This is a genomic window from Xanthomonas sp. D-109 (genome assembly GCF_017746095.1).
Classification (GTDB): Bacteria; Pseudomonadota; Gammaproteobacteria; order Xanthomonadales; family Xanthomonadaceae; genus Xanthomonas_A; species Xanthomonas_A sacchari.
The window spans coordinates 90419-112520 of sequence record NZ_JAGHWV010000013.1; the positions used below are offsets into that span (position 1 = coordinate 90419).

Sequence of the window (22102 nt, forward strand, 5' to 3'; positions counted from 1 at the left end):
CTGTCGTGGTGGGAGGGGAGCGAAACGGAGGATCAGCCGCGCGACAGCGGCGTCATGGCGTCGAGATGACGCAGGAAACGCGCATAGGCCGCGGCATAGGCCTGGGTGCGCGCCGGATCCGGACGGGCCGACAGCTGCGGATCGACCGCCACATGCCGTTGCGCGATGTCGGCGATCGAGGCGGCATCGCCGCGTGCCAGGCCTATCGCCCACAGCGCCTGCAAGGCCGCACCGAAGGCCGCGCCTTCCGGCTGCGTGGGCACGTCCACCGGCAGGCCGAACACATCGGCCACCAGTTGCCGCCACGCGCCGCTGTTGCTGCCGCCGCCGGTCAGCACGATGCGGTCGAACTGCATGCCGGCGCGCACGAACGCATCGAAGCCGTACTTCAGGCTGTAGGTCGCCCCTTCCATCGCCGCGCGATAGAGGTGGGCCGGGGTCATGTTGTGCGTGTCCAGGCCCGCCAGCAGGCCCTTGCCCAGCGGCAGGTCCGGCGTGCGCTCGCCGTTGAGGAACGGCAACATCACCAGTCCGTCGGCGCCGGGCGCAGTGGCGTGCAGATGCGCATCGCCGTCGCGGGTGCTGAAGCCGAACGCGGCGGCGACCTGTTCGGTCGCCACGGTGCAGTTCATCGTGCAGATCAGCGGCAGCCAGCCACCGGTGGAGGAGCAGAACGCGGCCCACGCACCGTCCGGATCGACCACCGGCGTGTCGGAATAGGCGAACAGGGTGCCGGAGGTGCCCAGGCTCATCGCCAGGCGGCCGGGCACGACGCAGCCGGTGCCGACGGCCGCCATCATGTTGTCGCCGCCGCCGACGGCGACCTTCAGCGTCGGCGGCACGCCCAGCATGGCGGCGGCGGCCGGGGCGATATCGAACAACGCATCGGGCGCGGCGAAACGCGGCAGGCAATCCGCCAGGTCGCGCTGCGGATCGGTGGCGCGCAGCAGCTCGGTCGACCAGGTGCGGGTGCGCACGTTCAGCCAGCCCGTGCCCGACGCATCGCCGTATTCGCAGAAGCGCTGGCCGGTCAGCACGAAGTTGAGGTAGTCGTGCGGCAGCAGGATCGTGGCGAGGCGCGCATACGCGTCGGGCCGGTGGGTCTTCGTCCACGGCAGCTTGGACGCGGTGTAGCCGGCCAGGATCGGGTTGCCCGCCAGTGCGATGGTGCGCGCCGCGCCGCCGAGTGCGTCCATGATCTGCACGCACTCGGCCGAGGTGCTGGTGTCGCACCACAGCTTGGCCGGTGCCAGCACCTCGCCTGCCGCATCGACCGGCACGAACCCATGCTGCTGGCCCGAGACCGCCAGCGCGCCGAGGCGCGAGCGCAGCGCAGGATCGATGGCCCGGAAGCAGGCCTGCAGGGCCGCGACCCAGTCGGCCGGATGTTGTTCACGGCTGCCATCGGCGGCGGAATGCAACTCCAGCGGGGCACTGCTGCTGGCCACGACGCTGCGCCCGACCGGGTCGTAGACCACGACCTTCAGGCTCTGCGTTCCCGCATCGATTCCGGCTACCAGTTCCCGTTCTTCCACGTCGTACCGCCTTTTCGTTAGCGCTATCATTTTTGGACGACAGCGTGTGTGTCGTTACGCCAGGGACGCGCTCCGCTGCCAGACGTCCGGGGTCGCCTTGCAGTAGCGCTCGATGAATTCCGCCTGCGACGGCATCGCCGCGCTGGCCTGTTGCAGCGGCTGGCGGATCCGCGTCAGCAGCGTGCGCAGGTCCACGTCGCCGATGGCGGCGGCCAGCGGATGCGGCGGTCCCGGCTGGATGCCCTGCCCCAGCAATACGCTGGTCCAGGAATCCACGCGGAACAACTCGCCGGGGTCCTGCCAGGCGTGCGCCCGCTCGCGCCAGGCGCACAGCCGGATCGCCAGCGACTCCGGCAGCGCCATCTCGCGGCAGGCTTTCCACATCGGCTCGTCGCGCTGGGTGGCGTGGTAGTGCAGGATGATGAAATCGCGCACGTGCTCCATCTCCTGGCGGCTGACCGTGTTGTACAGCTCCACCAGCGCCGGGCTGATGCCCTCGTGCGGAAACAGCTGGATCAGGCGCACCACCGCACTGATGGTCAGGTGGATGCTGGTCGATTCCAGCGGCTCGATGAAGCCGCTGGCCAGGCCCAGTGCCACCACGTTCCTGTTCCAGGCCTGCAACCTGCGCCCGCTGCGAAACGGCACCAGCCACGGGTCGCGCAGCGGCGGACCGTCGACGTCGCGCAGCAGCTTGGCGTGCGCCTCGTCGTCGGACATGTGCCGACTGGAGAACACCAGCCCGCAGCCGACCCGGTGCTGCAGGGCGATATGCCAGCGCCACCCGGCCTCGTGCGCGATGGCACGGGTATACGGCACCGGCGGCGCGACCGCCTCGGTCTGCACCGCCACGGCGCGATCGCTGGGCAACCACTCGCGCCAGTCCTCGTAGCCGGTGTGCAGGGTCTGCTCGGTCAGCAGGCCGCGGAACCCGGTGCAGTCGATGAACAGGTCGCCCTCGATGAGCTGCCCGTCTTCCAGCAGCAGCGACGCGACCGAACCGTCATGCGCATGCTGCCGCACCTCGCGGATCTGCCCTTCCACCCGGCGCAGGCCGTAGCCTTCGGCCTTCTTGCGCAGGAACTTCGCGTAGAGCGCGGCATCGAAGTGATAGGCATAGTTGACCTGCGGCTGGGTCTCCAGCGAGAACCTGTCCGCACGCGAGGCAACGCTCTCCAGGCAGAAATCGCCCAGGTCCGACGGCATGCCGCGGCGCAGGCTGTCCAGCCAGAAATGATGGAACGGCGTGGCCCAGGTGCCCTGCCCGATCGTGCCGAATGGATGGATGAAGCGGTCGCCCGGACGGCGCCAATGTTCGAACGAGATCGACAGCTTGAACGTGCCGGCCACGGCGCGCAGGAACTCCTGCTCGTCGATCTGCAAAAAGCGGTGGAACGTGCGGATCGGCGGCACGGTCGACTCGCCGACGCCCACGGTGCCGATCTGTTCGGACTCCACCAGGATGATGTCCAGGCGATCGCGGAACTGGTGGGCCAGCGCGCAGCCGGCCAGCCAGCCTGCGGTGCCGCCCCCGGCGATGACGACCTTGCGGATGCGTCCGTCCGTGGTGTTGGCCAGGTTCACGGCAAGATCCCCATCAGCGGTTGAGCCGCGCCAGCAACTGCGCGCGCACCCGGCGCGCCCGTGCCTCGTCGAACGGGGCCAGTTCGCCCCGCGCGGCCTCAGGCAGGTGCTGCCCTGCGCGTTCGCCGGGGCCGAACACGTAGTAATCGAAGAGCTTGGCCCAGGCCTGCTTCTCGCGCGCCGGCAGATCGCGCAGCGCCCACATCGCATGCTGCAGCGCCGTCAGCGGCGAGGGCAGGAAGGCCGGCGCACTGCGCCACCAGTAGTTCACCAGCACGTTGAACGGCGCCAGGCTGCGCACGTGGTGCCACCACATGCTTGGGATGAAGAGCGCATCGCCCGGCTCCAGCTCGGCGTGCCGCGCGCTGGCCAATGCATCGCGGAAGCGCGGGTAGCGCACGAAGTCGGGGCGGTCGACATCGACCACGCTGACCACCTGGCCGCCGGGCGTGGGGTCCAGCGGCCCCGGATATAGATTGTCGATCTGCTCCGGCGGAAACAGGGTGACGCGGCGCCGGCCCACCGCACAGCAGGCCAGGTTGTCCGGCGTGTCGAAATGGCAGGAGGCGGTCACGCGGTTGCCGATCCAGATGCTCGCCAGTGCATCGATGCCCTGCCCGGCCAGGCCGGCATCGTTGGCCTGCGCGAATCCGGGCAGCGCCCGATCGATCGGCAGCGACGCGACATAGTAGGTGGGCGGCCGCGGATCCTCGAAGGTCGCGGCGATCGCGTCCAGCACCTGCGTGAGCGGTCCGCGGCGGACCTCGAAATTCAACGCGGTGAACTCGGCGTTGTAGAACGGGCGTCCTTCGATCCCGGGTTCGCCGAACGAATACGGAACAGGCACGCCCGCGTCGAAGCCGCGCAGGTAGGCCAGGGCATCCTGCATGGAGCGCAGCCCGGCCTGCACCAGCCCCCAGTCGCGCGCGATGCCGCGCAGCACCACCGGCTCCCCGGCCGCCACCAGGTCCTGCAGTGGCAACGCGGTGGGCTGCACGCCCTCCAGTGTCCGCATGGCGCCGCCGTCCGGCATGCTCAGTTCCTGCCTGCCGCGCCAGCGGCATCGTGCAGGCGCAGGCGTCGCTGTTTCTCGGCGATCAGGCGGCGCATGTTGTGCAGCGAGGCCAGCATCAGGTAAGCCCCTTCCAGATAGCCGGCGCGATTGAGCGCGGCCAGCGCGGCACCGTCCAACTGGGCCAGGCGCTCACGGTCGATTGCGTGCAGGCCATTGACGCCGACCCGATGCTGCGCATCGAGTTGCACGTCGAGCGCCACCGGCTGGATCAGCCCGTGCGCATCCAGCGCGGCGAACATGTCCGCGCCGAAGGCATGGCCCTCGTGGATGCCGCGCAGCACCGTGGCGATGTGGTCGAGATAGGCCGTGTTGCCGCCCTGCGGCAGGAACACCGGCTCGCCCTGCATCGCCGTCACCCGCGGATGCTCCATGTCCACGTGCAGCACCGCTTCCTGGGTGAGCACGCCATCGATGCGCTGCTCCTGGAAGCCGATCAGGAACGGCCCCTTGGCCGCCGCCCCGGGCAGATACGAGGCCGTCCAGCGCCGCTCGTGCAGGAACAGGTTCTCGTGCTGCTCGAACCCCAGCAGCGCCACCGACTGCCAGGCGCCGTCCGCCGGGTCCTTGCGCAGGAAGATCGGATATTCCCGCTGCAACTCGGCGAACTCGCTCGGGTAGGCCGGCAGCATGCCCACCGCGTCGCCGAACTCGGGGCCGAAGTCGGTGGCCACGCGCAGGTCGCGGTGGGCGATGTTGTTGAGCATTTCGTAACGCGGCATCGTGTTGCGCACTCCGGGTTGACGCCTTGCACCGGACGCCGCCGCGAGCGCAGCGGCGTCGGTGGGCACGCGAAGAGAAACTCCCCGCCTTCCTCAGAACCTGTAGCGAACGCCCAGCATGTAACGCGGACTCTGGTCGGCCAGCTTCACGATCATCTGCGAGGTACGCGAGCGCCAGCGCACGTCCTCGCCGGTCAGGTTGATCGCTTCCAGGCCGAACGACCAGTTGTCGTTCAACGTGTAGTTCACGCTGAGATCCCACTGTTCGTAGGGTTCCACATAGTACGGGTTGCGGCTGGTGCCCTGGTTGGCCAGGATCAGGTACTGGTCGCGCCAGTTCCAGGCCAGGCGCACCGACCAGCCGTACTTCTCGTACATCAGCACCGCGTTGGCGGTGTCGCTCAGGCCGGTGAGCGCGAACTGGTCGATGCCCGGGTCGCCACCGTTGTCGTAGCCGACGTCGCCCTTGACGATGGTGTAGTTGGCGAGGATGCCGAACCCGGTGTCGCCGAGGAAGTACTGCCCGCCGAGCTCCCAGCCGTGCAGCTTGGCCTGGTTCTGGTTGATCGGGCGGTTGACGTTGAACTCGTACAGCGGGTCGTCGGCCTCGCCGTAGAGATCGTAGGCCGCTTCGGTCGCCAGCACCTGCGCACCGGTGCCGTTGTAGGCAGCCAGGCCGGCCGGGTTGTTGCGCAGCAGGGCCAGCGCGGTGAACAGCGAGGTATCGTTGGCCGAGCAGGCCGCCGCATTGGCCGGGCCCACCTGGGCCAGACAGGCGCCGCTGGTGAGGAACGCCAGCGCCGTCCTCGCGTCCGGACCGGAGGTCGGATCGCGCAGGCCGTACAGGTTCTCCTGCACCACGGTGTTGCCGATGAAGTTGTTGACCGACTTGTTCCAGTACGTCACCGACAGATAGCTCGCGTCGGCGAAGTACCACTCCAGCGCCAGGTCGAGGTTGTCCGATTCCAGCGGCTTCAGCGACGGGTTCTGCGCCGTGCCGCTGGCGCGCGAGGACGGATCGATCAGCACCGAGCCGAACGGCTGCTGCGCCCCGGGGCCGGCATACAGATTGCCGATCGGCGCACGCGCGATGCTCTTGCCGAAGGAGACGCGGCCTTTCAGCGTATCGGTGAGGTCGATGCTGAAATCCAGGTTGGGCAGGATGTAGCTGTACGTGGTCTTTTCGCTGAAGGGTTGCTGCTCGTTGGACAGCACCACGCGGAAGTCGTTGTTGGACTGCCACTCGATCGCCTCGGGCGTGGCGATGATCGAGGTAGACACCACGTCGGTGGTCTCGTAGCGCACGCCGAGCCGGGTATTGGTGCGCCGACCGGCCAGCTCGCCATCCAGTTCCACCTGGAAATACGCCGAGCGGGTCTTCTCCTCCACGAAGTTGTCGGCGGCGCGCTGCGGGCTCACGCCCAGGCCGACGCCGTACTGGCTGGCCGCCCATTCCGCGAGGCGGCCCGCATCGCCGCGCCATGCCGGCCAACTGGTGCCGCTGTAGTCATGGAACAGGCCGATGATGTTGACCGGCTGCATCAGGTTCATCAAGCCGCCGGCGGTATCCCGGTCGACGTTGGCCACGCCCCAGTCGCCCAGGGTGGAATACGCCTCGGCGGCCTGGATGCGGTGGGTGGTCGACTTGTTGGTGTCCACGCCGAACTGGAAGCGGCCCTGGTCGAAGCTCCACTCGCCATCCACGCGCGCCTGCTTGATCTGGCTGATCTGGCTCTGCGAATTGACCCGCAGCACCTGCGTGCCGATCTCGCCCGGCACGAAGCCCGGGTTGACCACGCCGTTGACGTTGGCCGCGGCAGCGGCGTCGCTCGGATACCAGACCTGGGTGCCGATCGGCAGGCCGTTGTTGAAGTTCAGTTCCTGCACCCACGAACCGCCACAGTGGGGGCCGGTGGTGCAGTTGTTGGTGCCGGCGATGCTCATGAACAGGGAGCCGCCGCCGGTCAGCGGATCGTTGGGGCGGCTTTCGTTCTTCGAGTCGTGCGCATCGAAGCTCAGCTTGAGCCGGTCGGTCACGTTCCACACCGCATTCAGGCCGAGCGAGCCCAGCTTGTACTTCTGCATGCTGCGCTGCTGCTCGAGGCCGAAATCCTTGGTGCCGGCGATCTCGCGGATGTAGGTCGGCACGGCCACCGCACCGCTGGTGTCGAAGGTCACGTCGGTGTAGTTGCTGTTCTGCAACCACATGCCCTGCTCGCCACGATTCTCGGTGATCTCGTTGGTCGAATAGGTGTAGTCCAGGGTCAGGGTCAGGCTGTCGGTGGGCGCGAACTGCAGCACCGCCTGGCCGTTGACGCGCTCGCGTTCGAACTCGGAGAACGCATAGCGCAGGTCGTTCGGGCGTGCGTACAGCGCGCCGATCTGCGGCGCATTGACCACGGTCGGGTTGCCGGGCATCGAGCCGGTCCACGGCTGCACGTTCCAGTAGTTCTCGGTGGCCTGCACCGAGCCGCCCTTGCGCTTCTGGTAGCTCGCGCTCACGCCGACGCCGAAGGTCTTGTCCGGATTGGTGTAGCTGAAGATGCCCGACAGCTCCGGGGTGATGTCGTCGTCGAACGGCTGGCTGCGGTCGGAGACCGCCTTGGCGCCGGCGCTGGCGACGATGCCCTGGTGGTCGAACGGGCGCGCGGTCAGGATGTTGATGGTGGCGCCGATGCCGCCGCTGGGCATGTTGGCCTGGCTGGTCTTGTAGACCTCGATGCCGTTGATCGCCTCGGCGGCGAGCTGGGCGAAGTTGAAGGCGCGGGTACCGCCGTCGACGCCGCCGATGGCGACCTGGCCGGCGGCGCCGAACGCATCGGCGCCCGGCATCTGCCGCCCGTTGAGCGTCACCATGTTGAACTGCGGGCCAAAGCCGCGCGCGGTGACCTGCGCGCCTTCGCCATCGCGCCGCTCGATGGAGATGCCGGTGATGCGCTGCAGGGATTCGGCCAGGTTGGTATCGGGGAACTTGCCGATGTCCTCGGCACTGATGGCATCCACCACGCCCGCGGCGTCGCGCTTGATGTCCATCGCCTGGCTGAGGCTGTTGCGCAGGCCGGTGACCTGGACGGTATCCAGTTGCGTCGGGCTGCTCTGCGCCTGCTGCTGCGCGGCCGGCGCCGGCGCCGGCGTTGCGGCGTCCTGTGCGAAAGCGGGATTGATGACCAGCACGCCGCCGACGAACGTGAACATGGCCGTGGATTTGAACTTCGCCAGTGCGCGGCTCATGGACGAGCCCTCAGGTCTGGCGTACGACGGAACATAGAAGCGCTCATGACTCTCCCCTCTGACATGCGATCGATGGATGTATCGCCCCTCCCCCAAGAGGCACGCACGGGCGATGCCCGTTTTCCACGCCGAACATCGCAGCGCGCTGAGCGTTCGCTGCGACTCAAACTCCGTTTCAGGATTGCCAGACCACGCGTGGCAAGGCCCCCCTAGGCCCGGCTGCCGCTAATTGATAGCGCTACCATCACGTCACGGCGCAGACTACGCACCCGCGATATCGCTTGTCATCATGCGTCGCAACAAAGGACGGCATTCCTTGAACAACACCCCCAAAACGGCGCGTCGCCGCGGGAACGCGGTCACCATCGACGACGTCGCCGCGCATGCCGGCGTCTCGCCGATGACCGTCTCGCGCGTCACCCACGGCCACGCCGGCGTGCGCGAGAGCACACGCGAACGGGTGATGCGCAGCGTGCGTGCACTGGACTACCGGCCCAACCCGGCCGCCAGCGCGCTCGCCGCCGCGCAGCACACCTGCATCGCGTTGATCTACACCAACCCCAGCTCCAGCTATCTCCGCGAACTGCTGGTCGGCGCGCTGCGCGGGTCCACGCGCGTGGCCGCGCAACTGGTGATCGCCACCTGGGACGGACTGGGTCCGCGCGCGCGTCGCACAGCCGCACGTACGCTCTGCAGCAGCGTGGCGGGCGTGCTGCTTCCTGCACCCTTGTGCGAATCGAAGGCCATCGTCGCCGTGTTCGTCGAGGCCGGCATCCCCGTGGTCTCCATCGCGTCGAGCCGGTTCCGCGACAGGATGTCCTGCGTGCACATCGACGATCGCCGTGCGAGCCATGACATGGTGTCGCACCTGATCGCGCACGGGCATACCCGCATCGGCTACATCGCCGGCGACCCGAACCAGACCGCCAGTGCGCACCGCTGGCAGGGCTATCGCGATGCGCTGGCGGATGCGGGCATCGGCTACGACGCCGCGCTCGTGCAGCCCGGCGACTTCACCTATCGTGCCGGGCTCGAGGCCGCCGAGCGGCTGTTGGCGTTGCAGCCGCGCCCCACGGCGATTTTCGCGAGCAACGACGACATGGCCTCGGCGGTGGTGTCGGTGGCGCATCGTCGGCGCCTGAAGGTGCCGGAGGATCTGTCGGTGGTGGGGTTCGACGACACATCGGCGTCGACGATGGTGTGGCCGGAGCTGACCACCCTCCATCAGCCGGTGGCGGACATGACCGATGCGGCCATCGATCTGTTGTTGCGGGAGATCCGGCAGGCGCCTGGTGCCGAGCGCGCCTATGTCGATCATGTGGTGCCGCACCGATTGGTCGCGCGTGATTCGGTGGTGCGGCCTTCGCTGGTTCGCTAGCCTCACGCCATAGGCGAGAGACCGGGAAGCCGCTGCAGATGCGGCGCCTGTGTCTCAGGTGCGCAACAACGCACATTCGTCGAGCACATTTGCCGTTGCCTTTGCCGCGGCTTTCGCTTGCCGTTGCTTTGGCTTTGGCTTTGGCTTTGGCTTTGGCTGTTGCTGTTGCTTTTGACTTACCGGGTTCCCTTCCGAAGCGGCGAACCAGGCGGGAAAAACCCGAAGGGCGGCGCACATGGATGTGCGCCGTCCGCGGCAGGGGCAGGATGCCCCTTCCGCGGATCCCGTCTGGTTCGCGGACCCGGAGCGCGCAGCGCGGAGGGCGCGTAGGCAGGGCGCGCTTTCTTTTGGTTACCTTTTCTTTGCGCGAGCAAAGAAAAGTAACTCGCCCGCAAGGGCGAAAGCCTTTGCTGTTGCTTCAAGCTTGCGTGTCAGGCGAGAAGATCTGTAGGAGCGGCTTCAGCCGCGACAGGCACAATGGACTCTCGCTGTCGCGGCTGAAGCCGCTCCTACGACCCAGCGGCCACCGCCGCATCAGCAAGAGCAAGAGCAAAGCTTTCGCCTTGCGGCGAGTTACTTTTCTTTGCTTGTGCAAAGAAAAGTAACCAAAAGAAAGCACACCCTGCCTCGCGCCCTCCGCGCTAACGCGCTCCGGGTCCGCGTCCAGCCCGGGGATTCGCGGAAGGGGCATCCTGCCCCTGCCGCGAACGGCGCACATCCATGTGCGCCGCCCCTTCGGGGTTTTTCCCCGCGCTGGCCGCCGCTTCGGAAGGGAACCCGGCAAGTCAAAAACCGGAGCAACGGCAACGGCACAGGCAACGGCAACGGCAACGGCAACGGCAACGGCAACGGCAACGGCAACGGCAACGAGCATCTTGCCCGGCGCGGAAACAGGCAATCGAAAAAACTCAGACCGCCGGCGACGCGTCGCCAACACCGAGTTCCCCGCCACCCACCGCTTCGGCCAAGTCGTCGACAAGATCGCCGTACCAGCGCGCGCCATCCGCCTCGCAACTGCGCTACCTTGCACCCAAGGCGCCCTCGCACCCATGCCGCCCCCGGAGATCCCCATGCCCCTGCTCCATCGATCCCCTGCCGCGCCACTACACACCAGCCGCCATCGCGCCTGGCGCATCGGCCTGGCCCTGCTGTGCAGCCTGATCGCCGCGCCCGGGATGGCCGCCGACACCGCCGTGCCGGCCGTGCAGCGCGCGCAGCAGCTGATCCTGGTCCTGGCGCCGGACTGGGACAGCCCGCAGGGCACGTTGCAGGCGTTCGAGCGTGATGCACAAGGCTGGCGCGCGCAGGGCAAGGCCTTCGACGTGAGTCTCGGCAGTCACGGCAGCGCCTGGGGCCTGGGCCTGCATCCGGCGCAGACGGATGGCCCGCAGAAACGCGAAGGCGATGGCCGCAGCCCGGCCGGCGTGTTCACCATCGGCGAAGCCTTCGGCTACGCGCCGCGCATCGACAGCGCCATGCCCTACCAGGCGATGCAGCAGAGCAACTACTGCATCGATGTGCCCGGATCGCCGCTGTACAACCAGATCGTCGATGCCGACAAGGTCGGCAGCGCCGCGGTGGCCGGATCCACCGAACCCATGCGCCTGGACCTGCAACACGCCGGCGACCAGCGCTACCGCGAAGGCTTCGTGATCCAGCACAACGCGCAGGCCACGCCGGGCGCCGGCAGCTGCATCTTCGCCCACCTGTGGCGCGCGCCCGGCGCGCCCACCGCCGGCTGCACCGCGATGCAGCCGGCCGACATGCAGCGGCTGCTGGCGTGGCTGCGCCCGTCCGCCGCGCCGCTGTTCGTGCTGCTGCCGCGTAGTGCCTACCGGCGCCTGCAGGCCGAGTGGGCGCTGCCGGCCGTGGAGCCGGCATCGTGAGCCAGGCACCCGCACCCGGACTGGTCCGCGCGGTCAGCCGCTGGCAGATCGTCGGGTTGTCGATCAACGACGTGATCGGCAGCGGCATCTATCTGCTGCCGGCCGCCACCGCCGCCCTGCTCGGGCCGCTGAGCCTGTGGGCGGTACTGCTGGCCGGCGTGGCGGTGGCGCTGCTGGTGCTGTGCTACGCGCAGGCGGCCAGTTACTTCGACGAACCGGGCGGCAGCTACCTGTACGCGCGCGAGGCGTTCGGCCGCTTCGCCGGCTTCGAGATCGGCTGGATGATCTGGCTGACCCGGATCAGTTCGGCGGCGGCGCTGAGCAACGGCCTGGCCGATGCGGTGGTGCGCTTCTGGCCGGCCGCGGCCGGGGGCGGCGCGCGCCTGGCCATCGTGGTCGGCTCGCTCGGCCTGCTCACCGCGATCAACGTGATCGGGGTGAAGTCGGCCGCGCGCACCGGCGTGGCGCTGGTGATCGGCAAGCTGGTGCCACTGTTGTTGTTCGTGGCGATCGGCGTGTTCTACGTGGACTGGTCGTGGGCGTTCTCCGGCAAGACCCCGGACCCGCGCGATGTCGGCAACCTCGGCGAGGCGGCATTGCTGCTGCTGTTCGCCTATGCCGGCTTCGAGAACATTCCGGCCGCCGCCGGCGAGTACCGCAATCCGCGGCGCGACGTGCCGTTCGCGCTGATCACCATGATCGTCACCGTCACCCTGATCTACGCCGCGGTGCAGGTGGTGGCGCAGGGCACGCTGCCCAACGTGGCGCAATCGGCGACGCCGCTGGCCGACGCGGCCAGCGGCTTCGGCGGCGAGGCGCTGGCGCTGATCCTCACCGTCGGCGCCACCATCTCCATCCTCGGCACCACCAGCAACACGGTGATGCTGGGGCCGCGCTTCCTGTTCGCGCTGGCCAAGGACGGCTACGGCCCGGCATTCCTGGCGCGGGTGCATCCGCGCTTCCGCACCCCGGCCGCGGCGATCCTGCTGCAAGGCGTGCTGTCGCTGGCGCTGGCGCTGTCCGGCTCGTTCGTGCAACTGGCGCTGCTGTCGATGGTCACCCGCCTGTTCGCCTACATCGGTACCGCCGCGGCGGTGCTGGTACTGGCACGGCGCTACCGCGACCGGCCCGGTGCGCTGCGGCTGCCGGGTGGGCCGCTGATTCCGCTGGCGGCGCTGTTGCTGGCGCTGGCGCTGCTGCTCAGCGCCAGCTGGCAGAACCTGGCCGCCGCGGGCGTGGCGCTGCTGGTCGGCGCGCTGTTCTATCGGTTCCCACGCAAGGACGCGGCGTGAACGCCTTCACGCCGCCTTGCGCGCAGGTCACGCGCGGATAACCGCGGCGCCCGGACGCTGGACGCCCACCAGCGAGAGCCGCCCGCCATGAAACGACGCCGCGTCTACAGCGCTCCGGATCTGCCCACCGCGACCCGCGCGCTGCAGGCCGCGCGCAGTGCCGGTCTCGACAACGACGACCTGTCCCTGGTCGCGCGCGGCGACATCGAGCTGGACGCCATCCCCGACGACCGCAAGGAAGGCAAGACCGATACCGTGCCGGCCGCGGCGCGCGGCGCGCTGGGCGGCGGCGCCGCCGGCCTGCTGGCCGGGCTGGCGGCGATTGCGGTGCCGCCGCTGGGCATCACCCTGGCCGGCGCCGGGGTCATGGCGATTGCCGGCGCCCTGGTCGGCAGTTGGTCCTCGGCGCTGGTCGGATCCACCGTACCGGACCCGGTGCGGCGCAACTTCGAAGAGGAAATCGAAGCCGGGCGCATCCTGGTGGTGATCGAAGGCGAGCCGGAGCTACTGGACGCCGCCGACGCACCGCTGCGCGCGGCCGGCACCACGGCCTTGCCGTACGAGGCAGCGGCCGCCGCGCACTGACACGGCGCCAGGGCGCGCGCGACGGCCGGCATTGCGATCTCGCGCGGGCGCGGTATCGCGCGCAACGGTCTGCACAGACTGCAAGGCCCACCGAGGGACCGCCACCCACGCCAGCAATCAGGCCGGCGTCAGCGACCGCATGCGCACGAGCAGCCCGGCGGCATACACCAGTCCGTAGGCGATCAGCGCCGCGGCGATGCTCATGGTCAGCGGACTGGCGTTCTGCAAGGTCTGCGCGCTGCCGCCGGCGAAGGCGCCGCTGGCCCAGCGCCAGGCCAGGCGCCCCAGCAGCAGCACGCTCAGCGCGGCGCCGATCCAGGGGTTGGGGGTGTACCAGCGCGCACCGTCCTGCAGTTCGATGCGGGTATGGTGCAGGGCGAAGGCGCCCAACGCGGCGCCGCCCACGGCGCCCAGCGCCATGCCCAGGCGCACGGCCGGCAACTGCACGGCCAGCCAGGTCAGCAGGACCGCGACCAGCAGCAGGAACCCCAGCCGCACGCCGGTGCGCCGCGGCTGCCAGGGCTGGCGGCCGAAATAACGGCGGATGCGTCGGTAATACAGCCAACCCACACCGGCCGTGGCCAGGTACGGGGTCAACAAGGCGATGCCGTTGGCGGCCATGGGGTCTGCCGGAAGAGAGGGGGCGTAGCGGCGGATCGTAAGCCACCCTGAGCGCCGGCGCAGCCTGCCAGAAGGCATGAATGTTTCATATCGCGATCACGCCGCGCAGGGGCCGGTTTAACGCCGGCGTGGCTAGCGTGAAGCGCACTCATCGCCCACGGAGAACCATCATGAGCGTTCCGTATCAGATTCCCGGCCGTGCGCCCAACGACGAGGACCGCAACAGCGTCTCGCAGTACTGGCGCGACCGTTTCGCCGACGAGCCCTATTACAGCGAAGGCGAGCGCTTCGAAGACTACGAACCCGCCTACCACGCCGGCCACGAAGCGCGCATCCGCGATTTCAACCGCGCCTACGAGCAGGTGGAAGCGGAACTGCATCGCGACTGGGACAACAACAAAGGCTCGCAGACGCTGAGCTGGAGCAAGGCCCGCCACGCGGTGCGTCGCGCCTGGGAGCGGGCCGGCAACGGCGAATGAGGCTGCCGAGCCTCATCCCCGAATTGTAGGAGCGGCTTCAGCCGCGACGGGCGTTCCCGGTGAAGCCGTCGCGGCTGAAGCCGCTCCTACGAGGGCAGCGTGGCCTTAGTTCCTGGCATTTCCACGCCGACCAACTTCTACGAAATCGCCGACCAACTTCTACGAAATCCCTGCATCGCCCAGCGTGCGACCCACGCCGCGCACCCGGCAGCGACGCCAACGCCGCTGCCAGGCGCGTTCTTCAGCTCTCCAGCGGCTGCAGCTTCAACAAGCGCCCACCGGCGCCATCCTCCAGCAGCCACAGCGCGCCATCCGGCCCCTGCTCGACCTCGCGGATGCGCTTGCCCATGTCGTAGCGCGCCGCCTCGCGTGCGGTCTCGCCGTTGAACTCGATCCGCACCAGCGACTGCGAGGACAGGCCACCGATGAAGCCATTGCCGCGCCACTGCGGGAAACGGCCACCGTTGTAGATGACGAAGCCGGCCGGCGAGATCACCGGCGTCCAGCTCACCTTGGGCGCGGCGAATTCCGGGCGCGTGCTGTGATCGGGAATCGGGCGCCCATCGTAATGGTCGCCGTTGGAGACGATCGGATAGCCGTAATTGGCGCCGCGCTGGATCAGGTTCAATTCGTCGCCGCCGGCCGGGCCCATCTCGTGTTCCCACAATCGGCCATTGGCGTCGAAGGCCAGGCCGAGCACGTTGCGATGGCCCAGCGACCAGACCTGCGCGGCGACGCCGCCGCGGTTGGCGAACGGGTTGTCGGCCGGCACGCTGCCGTCGTCGTTGAGGCGCACGATCTTGCCCAGGTTGCCGCTCATGTCCTGCGCCGGGTCGAACTTCTGCCGCTCGCTGGAGCTGATCCACAGCTTGCCGTCCGGGCCGAACGCCAGGCGATGACCGAAGTGGCCGTTGCCGGACACCTTGGGCTGCTGCCGCCAGATCACCTGCTGTTGCGACAGGCTGCCGCCGCCATTGCTGTCCAGCGTCAGCCTGGCACGCATCACCGCCGCGCCGCGGGTGTCGCCGCTGCCGGGTTCGGCGTAGCTCAGGTAGACCCAGCCGTTCTTGGCGAAGCCCGGATGCGGCAGCACGTCGCCGAGACCACCCTGGCCGCCGTAGGCCACCGTCGGAATGCCGGTGACCGCACCGCTGTGGCCGCTGACCGGATCGATGCGCTTCAACGTGCCAGCCTTCTCGCTCACCAGCGCAGTGCCGTCGGGCAGGAAGCTCATCGCCCACGGTTCGTTGAAGGTGGCGACCGGCGTCGCCGAGAACGGCCAGTCGCCGCGCCGCTCGGCCGCCGTGTCGGCGGGTGCGGCCTGTGCCGCAGCGATCGCCAGGCCCATGGCCAGCGCGCAAGCCAAACCCAGGGGAGTCCGTTGCATGACGTGCACCTATCGGTTGGGGTCGAATCCCAAACCTAGCAGACCCCGCGTACACGGCAAGCATGCCGCGGCCAGGGCGTGGCCGCGGTCACGCCACCGCGACGGGTCCGGTAGACACGTCGCGTATTCAAGAACGTCGGCGCGGCGGCCACGCCGCCACGCCCGTCATCAGCCCTGCGGCAGCAGCTCGAAGGCCACCGGCTCGCCACTGGCCGAGGACGCGCACACCCACAGGTCGAACAGGCCCGGCTCGGCCACGCACTGCCCGTCGCGGCCGGTGAAGGCCAGCGCGTGGCGGTCGAGGGTGAAGCTGACCTCCATGCCCTCGCCCGCCGCCAGCCGCACCTTGCGGAACGCCTTCAGCTCGCGCACCGGGCGCACCCGGCTGGCGACGCGGTCGTGGATGTACAACTGCACCACTTCCTCGCCCTCGCGCTCGCCGACGTTGTCGATGCGCGTGGTCACGGTCAGGGTGTCGTCCCAGCCGACCTGGGTGCGGTCGAGCTGCGGCGTGCCGTAGGCGAACTGCGTGTAGCAGAGGCCATGGCCGAACGGATACAGCGGCGCGTTCGGCACCTCGCGCCAGCGCGACTTGAACTCGCTCATCGTCGGCAGTTCCGGCCGGCCGGTGCGCGGGTGGTTGTAGAAGTACGGCTGCTGCCCCGCATCGAGCGGGAAGCTCACCGGCAGGCGCGCGGACGGGTTGTAGTCGCCGAACAGCACGTCGGCCACCGCCGGACCGGTCTGCGTGCCCAGGTACCAGGTCACCGCGATCGCCGCGGCATCGCGCACCGCGCCCTGCAGCGCCAGCGCGCGGCCGTTGCGCAGCAGCACCACCAGCGGCGTGCCGGTGGCGGCGACCGCCTCGGCCAGCGCCTGCTGCGCCGGCGGCAGCACGATCTGCGTGCGCGACTGCGCCTCGCCGCTGTAGCGCTGCGGCTCGCCCAGCGCCAGCACCACCACGTCGGCGGCGCGCGCAGCGGCCACCGCCGCCTCGATGCCGCCGTCCAGCGGTGCTTCCAGCGCGCAGCCGGGGACCACGGCCAGCGCCTGCGCGTCGTCCAGCGCGGCGCGCACGCCGGCTTCCAGGGTCACGTAGCGGGTCTTGTCGCCGAACAGGGTCCAGCAGCCTTCGATGTTGTCGCGGTCCTGCGCGAACGGGCCGATCAGCGCGATCTTCTGGCCCTGCTTGCGCAGCGGCAGCACCGGGCCGTCGTTCTTCAGCAGCACGATCGAGCGCCGCGCCGCGTCGCGCGCCAGCGCATCGTGCGCGGCGATATGCGACGGGTCGGCCTCGCGCGCCGGGTCCAGCGAACGGTACGGATCGTCGAGCAGGCCGATCGCTTCCTTCAGTTCCAGCACGCGGCGCACCGACGCATCCAGCAGCGCCATCGGCACCTCGCCGTCCTCCACCAGCGACGGCAGGTGCGCGGCGTAGAAGCCGCTCTGCATGCTCATGTCCATGCCGGCCAGGAACGCCTTCTTGGTCGCGTCGCGCTCGTCGGCGGCGTAGCCATGCGCGATCAGCTCCATGTCGGCGGTGTAGTCGGAGATCACCACGCCGGGGAATTTCCATTCGCCGCGCAGGATCTCGGTCAGCAGCTCGTGGTTGGCGCTGGCCGGCACGCCGTTGATGTCGTTGAAGGAGGTCATCACGCTCAGTGCGCCGGCGCCGAAGGCGGCCTGGAACGGCGGCAGGTGCACGTCGCGCAGGGTCTGCGGGGCGATGTCGACGCTGGCGTACTCCATGCCGGCAGCGACCGCGCCATAGGCGGCGAAGTGCTTGGGCGTGGCCAGCAGCGCGTCGTCGGCGCGCAGATCCGGGCCGTGGAAGCCGCGCACGCGTGCGGCGGCGAACGCGCAGCCCAGCACCACGTCCTCGCCGGCGCCCTCGGCGCCGCGGCCCCAGCGCTGGTCGCGGGCGATGTCCACCGCCGGCGCATAGGTCCAGTGGATGCCGGCGGCGGTGGCTTCGACCGCGGTGGCGCGCGCGGTGCGCTCGGCCAGTTCCGGCTCGAAGCTGGCGGCCTCGCCCAGCGGGATCGGGAACACCGTGCGCATGCCGTGGATCACGTCCGCGGCCAGGATCACCGGGATCCCCAGCCGGCTCTCCTCCAGCGCCACCTGCTGGATGCGCCGCCCCAGCTCCGCGCCGACGCCGTTGAACAGCGAGCCGACCCGGCCGGCGCGCACCTGCTGCAGCACCTCGTCGGCATTGCGGACGTTGGCTTCCGGATTCACGTCGGGGGCGAACGGGCGCACCATGTCGGCGAAGACGCCGAGCTGGCCGACCTTCTCCTCGACGGTCATGCGGGCGATGAGCGATTCGATACGATCCGAAGCCATGGGGTCCTTTGAGAAAACGTTTACATAGCCGCCAATTCTAGCTCTGCGGCCAGTCGATGGGGCAAGTTCCGGCGCCGGAATCGCCTATTCATAAAACTGTCTACCGACCGGGTCCGGCCCGGCCGCCGCGCACCATACGCCTGCGGACGGATGCCGCATAGCCGAGATGCCCCGCCTCACAAGGGCCGCATCGCCGCCGCCGGCCACAGGCACGGCGACGCCCGCGGCGACTCAGGAGCTGAAGTAGGCCTCGGCGATGGCGTTGTGCAGGTGGCCGAGGTGGGTCTGGATCTCGTCCATGAACCCGGCCGGGTTGTGCGCGGCCAGGTAGGCCGGGTCGGCATTGCGCACCAGCCCGCTGATGCGCATCAGCGCGCGCTCCACCGGCGGCCGCGGCGGCATGGTCGGCAGGATGTGCTGGGCACGGACCAGGCAGAACTGCACGCTGCGCGGGAAGTCGTTGTTCTGCAGCAGGAAGCGCAGCGCCTGCTCGCCGGTGACGCGCTGCCGCACGTGGCGACGGTACATCTGGTAGGCGGCCTGCGCGCGCAGCACGCTCATCCACTGCATGGCCTGGTAGGCCTCGCGGTCGTCGGCCTGGCGCGGGGTGATCAGGCCCGAGGCGCCGGCATCGATGATGCGCGTGGTCATGTCGGCCTGCTCGATCGCCGTGCCCAGGCGCAGGAACTGGAAGCCGATGTCGCGGCTGACGTTGGCGGTCAGCAGCCCGGACACCTTCAGGCAGGCGTCGGTGACATGGGCCAGGAACTCCATGCGGTAGCGGCGGCCGACGCTGCGCTCGCCGTTGGCGTCGATGTGCAGATGCAGGTCGTTGACCGCTTCCCAGATCTCCTGCGGCAGGGTGTCGCGGATGCTGCGCAGCAGTTCGCGCGCGTAGCGCACCGAACTGCGCAGCGAGGACGGGTTGCGCTCGTCCAGCAGCAGGAAGCGCACCACGTCGGCATCGCCGACGTCGTCGCCGGCATTGGGGAACCACAGCGCGAAGATCTCGCCGGCGCCCACGGTGTCGATCATCGGCCGCCAGGCGAAGCGCACCGAGCGCGGCAGGTCCAGCTGCAGCAGGCTGCCCACCCCCACCAGCCGCGCGGTGGTCTCGGCGCGGCGCACGTAGCGGCTGAACCAGTAGAGATTGTCGGCGACGCGCGAGAGCATCAGTCCGGCTCCTCTTCCAGGTCCACCACCCAGGTGTCCTTGGCGCCGCCGCCCTGCGAGGAATTGACCACCAGCGAGCCCTCCTCCATCGCCACCCGGGTCAGCCCGCCGGTGGTCACGTAGACGTCCTCGCGCGAGAGGATGAACGGGCGCAGGTCCAGGTGCCGCGGCGCCGGCCCGGCCTCGGTCACGATCGGCGCGGTGGACAGGCCCAGGGTCGGCTGCGCCATGTAGTTGCGCGGGTCGGCCAGGATCAGCTTGCGGAACTGCTCGCGCTGGCGCGTGGTCGAGCGCGGGCCGATCAACATGCCGTAGCCGCCGGACTCGTTGGCCGGCTTCACCACCAGTTCGTCCAGGTGCTCGAGCACGTACTGGCGGTCGGTGTCGTCGTGGCACAGGTAGCTGGGCACGTTGGGCAGGATCGCCTCCTCGTCCAGGTAGTAGCGGATCATCTTCGGCACGTAGGCGAACACCACCTTGTCGTCGGCCACGCCGGCGCCCGGCGCATTGGCCAGCGCCACCTTGCCGGCGCGCCAGCTGCGGATCAGCCCGGCCACGCCCAGCACCGAATCGGCGCGGAACGCCTCCGGATCCAGGAACAGGTCGTCGACCCGGCGGTAGATCACGTCGACCCGGCGCGGCCCGTACACCGTGCGCATGTAGGTGCAGTCGTCGTCGGCCACGAACAGGTCGTCGCCCTCGACCAACTCGATGCCCATCGCCTGCGCCAGGTAGGCGTGCTCGAAATAGGCGCTGTTGAAGATGCCCGGGGTCAGCAACGCGATCACCGGCTGGTCGCCCGGACGCGGCGACAGCGCCGCCAGCGTGTCGTAGAGCTGCGCCGGGTAATCGTCCACCGGCAGGATCGCGCTGGTCTCGAACAACTCCGGGAACACCCGCTTGGCGACCATGCGGTTCTCGAGCATGTACGACACGCCGCTGGGGATGCGCAGGTTGTCCTCGAGCGCGTACAGGGTGCCGTCGGCGTCGCGCACCAGGTCCGAGCCGCACACATGCGCCCACACCCCCAGTGCCGGGGTGATGCCCACGCACTGCGGGCGGAAGTTCACCGAATGCTCCAGCAGCATCGCCGGGAACACCTTGTCCTTGATGATGCGCTGGGCGCCGTAGATGTCGCCGATGAACAGGTTGAGCGCGCGCATGCGCTGCTTCAGCCCGGCCTCGGTGCGCTGCCATTCGTGCAGCGGGATCACCCGCGGGATCAGGTCGAACGGCAGCGTGCGGTCGACGTTGCGGCCGTCGGAGTAGACGGTGAAGGTGATGCCCATGACCCGCGCGGCGACGTCGGCGGCGAGCTGGCGTTCGGACAATTCGCGTCCACTGAGGCTGGACAGGTACTCGATGACCCGGCGCGCGGCCGGACGTGGCTGCCCATCGGACTGGATCAGCTCGTCGAAGGTGGCCGTGCGGTACTTGCTCCAGTCCATCGCGCCCCTTGTCGCTGTGGGCCGGCGGCGAAAGGCGCCGGCATGTTGTCCCGCAACATGCCCGCAGTCGTGACGGCCGTCAAGCCGGCGGCGGCGGGACGGCGTCCGGAGCGCGGCGGATGCGCGCGCTGTCCATGAACATCGCGTCGCTGGAGGCCTGGAACACGCGCAGGTCGAAATTGGGCAGGATCGCCAGCAGGTGGTCGAACAGGTCCGCCTGGATCTGCTCGTACATCGCCCAGCGGGTGTCGTTGGCGAAGCAGTACAGCTCCAGCGGCAGACCGTTGGCGCCCGGCTCCAGTTGCCGCACCAGCAGGGTCATGTCCTGGCGCACGTGCGGGCTGGCGCGCAGGTAATGTTCGACGTAGGCGCGGAAGGTGCCGAGGTTGGTGATCCGGCGGCCGTTGATCGGCGCCACCCCACGCTCGGCCAGCGCCCCGTTCCACGCGCCGATCTCGTCGCGCTTGCGGTCGATGTACTCGCGCAGCACGGTCAACTGCCGCATCTGCTCGATCTCGGCAGCGTCGAGGAAGCGCACGCTGTGCTGGTCCAGGTACAGCGCGCGCTTGATCCGGCGCCCGCCGGCCTCGCTCATCCCGCGCCAGTTCTTGAACGAGTCGCTGATCAGCTTCTTGGTCGGGATGGTGGTGATGGTCTTGTCCCAGTTCTGGACCTTGACCGTATGCAGCGCGATGTCGATCACGTCGCCGTCGGCGTTCTGCTGCGGCATCTCGATCCAGTCGCCGACGCGAACCATGTCGTTGGAACTGATGGTGACGCTGGCCACCAGCGACAGCAGCGTGTCCTGGAACACCAGAATGAGCACCGCCATCATCGCGCCCACGCCCGACAGCAGGATCACCGGCGACTTGTCGACCAGCACCGACACCATCAGCACCGCCGCGACCACGCCGAGCACGATCTTGAGCAACTGCATGTAGCCCTTGATCGGCTTGTTGTGCGCGTCCGGGCGCCGCTCGTAGACGTGGTTGAGCAGATCCAGCACGCGCGACAGGGCCAGCGCCACGGTCAATACGATGAAGGCGGCGCAGACGTTGCGCACCACGCTGACCATCGTCGCCGGCAGGTGCGGCACCGCGCCGATGCCCAGCGACAGCACCAGCGCCGGGATCACGTTGGCCAGGCGCGGGATCACGCTCAGCTTCACTTCCTTGTCGCTGAGCACGGTGGCACGCAGCGCCCGCCGCAGCCCGCGCAGCAGGATCCGCTTGGTCACCCAGTTGGCCAGCCACGCCGCCAGCAGCAGCGCCACGATCACCATCGCGTCGTAGGCCCAGGGATACGGCGCCAGGGTGTGCTGCAGGTCGGCGAAGAACGCCCTGCCGGGCAGCGCCGCCGAGGC

The 22102-nt window shown here is 69.1% G+C and carries 16 protein-coding genes; 5 read left to right on the plus strand and 11 right to left on the minus strand.

The window, feature by feature from the left end; all coding sequences use genetic code 11:
* Positions 1-32: 32 nt before the first annotated feature.
* From xylB to J7357_RS14290, 5 genes are all read right to left on the minus strand, one after another.
* Positions 33-1535 carry a xylulokinase gene (gene xylB / locus J7357_RS14270; protein ID WP_343237417.1) on the minus strand — a complete coding sequence of 501 codons (1503 nt, stop codon included), beginning with the start codon at positions 1533-1535 and terminating at the stop codon, positions 33-35.
* 54 nt (positions 1536-1589) lie between these two features.
* On the minus strand, positions 1590-3119 hold the full coding sequence (locus tag J7357_RS14275) for a tryptophan halogenase family protein (protein ID WP_209247438.1): 1530 nt from the start codon (positions 3117-3119) through the stop codon (positions 1590-1592).
* A 13-nt stretch (positions 3120-3132) separates the two neighbouring features.
* Positions 3133-4152 (minus strand): cupin-like domain-containing protein, encoded by a 1020-nt coding sequence (locus J7357_RS14280; RefSeq protein ID WP_209247440.1) that lies wholly within the window; start codon positions 4150-4152, stop codon positions 3133-3135.
* A 2-nt stretch (positions 4153-4154) separates the two neighbouring features.
* Entirely contained in the window at positions 4155-4913 is a 759-nt protein-coding gene (locus J7357_RS14285; RefSeq protein WP_209247442.1) for a SapC family protein, read from the minus strand.
* Between the two features lie 93 nt (positions 4914-5006).
* Positions 5007-8144, minus strand: coding sequence for a TonB-dependent receptor (locus tag J7357_RS14290; RefSeq protein ID WP_209247444.1), 3138 nt, complete (start codon positions 8142-8144; stop codon positions 5007-5009).
* A 400-nt stretch (positions 8145-8544) separates the two neighbouring features.
* Between J7357_RS14290 and J7357_RS14295 the strand changes: the two genes are divergently transcribed.
* The 4 genes from J7357_RS14295 (at position 8545) to J7357_RS14310 (ending at position 13285) form a co-directional block, all read left to right on the plus strand.
* Positions 8545-9522 (plus strand): LacI family DNA-binding transcriptional regulator, encoded by a 978-nt coding sequence (locus J7357_RS14295; RefSeq protein WP_244667543.1) that lies wholly within the window; start codon positions 8545-8547, stop codon positions 9520-9522.
* Positions 9523-10592: 1070 nt separating this feature from the next.
* The gene (locus J7357_RS14300; RefSeq protein ID WP_209247446.1) at positions 10593-11408 is read left to right on the plus strand and encodes a L,D-transpeptidase family protein; all 816 of its coding nucleotides are present in this window, start codon (positions 10593-10595) and stop codon (positions 11406-11408) included.
* The gene (locus J7357_RS14305) at positions 11402-12700 is read left to right on the plus strand and encodes an APC family permease (RefSeq protein ID WP_029561906.1); all 1299 of its coding nucleotides are present in this window, start codon (positions 11402-11404) and stop codon (positions 12698-12700) included. Before J7357_RS14300 ends, J7357_RS14305 begins: the two co-directional genes overlap by 7 nt.
* A gap of 87 nt (positions 12701-12787) precedes the next feature.
* Positions 12788-13285 (plus strand): hypothetical protein, encoded by a 498-nt coding sequence (locus J7357_RS14310; protein WP_152236350.1) that lies wholly within the window; start codon positions 12788-12790, stop codon positions 13283-13285.
* A 117-nt stretch (positions 13286-13402) separates the two neighbouring features.
* Here J7357_RS14310 and J7357_RS14315 read toward each other — a convergent pair whose 3' ends face one another.
* Positions 13403-13906: a hypothetical protein gene (locus J7357_RS14315; RefSeq protein WP_209247448.1), complete on the minus strand. Its 504-nt coding sequence runs from the start codon at positions 13904-13906 to the stop codon at positions 13403-13405.
* A 170-nt stretch (positions 13907-14076) separates the two neighbouring features.
* Here J7357_RS14315 and J7357_RS14320 point away from each other — a divergent pair, with 170 nt between their 5' ends.
* Complete coding sequence (locus tag J7357_RS14320) at positions 14077-14385, plus strand: hypothetical protein (RefSeq protein ID WP_017916324.1); 309 nt, start codon at positions 14077-14079, stop codon at positions 14383-14385.
* Between the two features lie 241 nt (positions 14386-14626).
* Here J7357_RS14320 and J7357_RS14325 read toward each other — a convergent pair whose 3' ends face one another.
* From J7357_RS14325 to J7357_RS14345, 5 genes are all read right to left on the minus strand, one after another.
* Complete coding sequence (locus J7357_RS14325; protein ID WP_209247450.1) at positions 14627-15772, minus strand: PQQ-dependent sugar dehydrogenase; 1146 nt, start codon at positions 15770-15772, stop codon at positions 14627-14629.
* Positions 15773-15940: 168 nt separating this feature from the next.
* Positions 15941-18118 (minus strand): glycoside hydrolase family 3 N-terminal domain-containing protein, encoded by a 2178-nt coding sequence (locus J7357_RS14330; RefSeq protein WP_209247451.1) that lies wholly within the window; start codon positions 18116-18118, stop codon positions 15941-15943.
* 231 nt (positions 18119-18349) lie between these two features.
* A complete protein-coding gene (locus J7357_RS14335; RefSeq protein ID WP_209247453.1) occupies positions 18350-19291 on the minus strand; it encodes an alpha-E domain-containing protein in 942 nt (313 codons plus the stop codon).
* Entirely contained in the window at positions 19291-20739 is a 1449-nt protein-coding gene (locus J7357_RS14340; RefSeq protein WP_209247456.1) for a circularly permuted type 2 ATP-grasp protein, read from the minus strand. The genes J7357_RS14335 and J7357_RS14340 overlap by 1 nt, the downstream gene beginning before the upstream one ends.
* A 79-nt stretch (positions 20740-20818) precedes the next feature.
* Complete coding sequence (locus tag J7357_RS14345; protein WP_244667545.1) at positions 20819-22021, minus strand: mechanosensitive ion channel domain-containing protein; 1203 nt, start codon at positions 22019-22021, stop codon at positions 20819-20821.
* Positions 22022-22102 lie beyond the last annotated feature (81 nt).